Genomic DNA, 1,384 nt, shown 5'->3' on the forward strand with positions numbered 1-1,384 from the left:
AGATGTGTATAAGAGACAGGAGAGTACCAAGCGCCGGCTGCAGCATGTCGCTGTAGGCCTCCGCCGGCATCAGGTTGTTGGCGCCGGTGATGTCGTGGCGCAGGTACAGCGGCGCGGCGATCGACGGGATCAGCTCGAAGGCCGTGCGTCCCCACATGTGGTCGTACCAGTGTTCCAGTACCGCGCGGTTGCCCGCTTCTTTCTTCACTGCCTGTTCCATCACTGCTGGGTCTCCTCGATCTGAACCGGGAAGCGGTCGGTGTAATAGGCGAACTCTGCGCGGATCTCTGCGCGGCTCAGGCCGAAGTCCGCCTCAAGGTCGTAGGCCACGCGACCCTGGCGGTCGCGGGTGTAGGTATCCATCTGCGCGGTAGATGCGCGCCACGGTGCCCGGGCGGTCGGCCATGAACTCGTGGAAATACACGTGCTCCACCGGACCCTTCAGGTTGTCGATGTCGCGCACCAGGCCGCGCAGGAAGCCGTGCTGCATGCGCAGGGTCTTGTCGATGATCTGCTGCTTGCCGGGCGTGGCATAAGTCGAGCGCAGCACGTAGCCGATCATGGTGATCAGCGAGGTGAACACCGAGGCGGGGTCGCGGTGGGTGAACACCAGCGTGGCGTCGGGGAACACCGACTGCACTGCCGTGAGAGCCCCCAGGTGCTGCGGCGACTTGAGCAGCCAGCGCTGGCCCGGCGGATACTGCTCGCACCACTGCACCGCCTGTAGGAAACGGTGGAGGAAGCGGTAGGCCGGCGCCTGGTCCGTGCCGTAGAAACCAGGCGTCGTACTCCGGCACATCGCCCTGGAATGACAGGGTGACACCGTGGCAGGCCTTGGACATCACCTCGATCTCCTCGGTGGCGTCCTCCGAGCGCACGTCGAACAGGGCGCGAAAATACGGCAGGGTCACGTCCAGCAGCGCGTCCTTTTGCGCGCCGGTCTCGCGGCGGTCGTCGACCTCGCGCCCCTCGAGCATCGCCCGCGAGGGGAAGGAGCGATAGGTCTGCCAGCGCTGCAGGGTGCGGAACACCGGGTCGGCCGAGAGCAGCTTGAGCAGGTGGGTGGTCCCCGAGCGCGGCATGCCCGCCACGATCAGCGGCCGCTCGATGGGTGCTGCGCCGACCTGCGGCCAGTTGCCGTGGATGTACTCCATGCGGCTGACGTCCGCGATGCCGTCCACCGCCCGCGTATGCAGGCCCATGCGACCCACCGGGTGCACCTCGCCGTTGGCGAACACCTCGCGGTAGATGTCCTGGAAGCGCGCCAGGGTGTCCTCGTCCACGTGCAATGGCACGTCGATCTGCTCGGCCGCCTTCGCCAGCAGGCTGTCGCGGTCCAGCGGGATATCAACGCCGTCCAAAACCTGCAGCAGTTCGCGCATGC

Annotated in this window: 2 protein-coding genes and 1 pseudogene; all 3 read right to left on the bottom strand. The window is 66.4% G+C overall.

Annotation, left to right across the window (positions count from 1 at the left end):
* Positions 1 to 223 (bottom strand): hypothetical protein (locus E4634_RS21285; protein ID WP_135446685.1); only part of this gene is annotated, 223 nt, incomplete at its 3' end.
* 90 nt (positions 224 to 313) lie between these two features.
* Positions 314 to 799: a sulfotransferase family protein gene (locus tag E4634_RS21290; RefSeq protein ID WP_135446686.1), complete on the bottom strand. Its 486-nt coding sequence runs from the start codon at positions 797 to 799 to the stop codon at positions 314 to 316.
* 19 nt (positions 800 to 818) lie between these two features.
* A pseudogene (locus E4634_RS22135) lies at positions 819 to 1,382 on the bottom strand (sulfotransferase); the annotation flags it as partial.
* Positions 1,383 to 1,384: the final 2 nt, after the last annotated feature.

Origin of the sequence: Mangrovimicrobium sediminis (assembly GCF_004745945.1) — a bacterium.
GTDB lineage: Bacteria > Pseudomonadota > Gammaproteobacteria > Pseudomonadales > Halieaceae > Mangrovimicrobium > Mangrovimicrobium sediminis.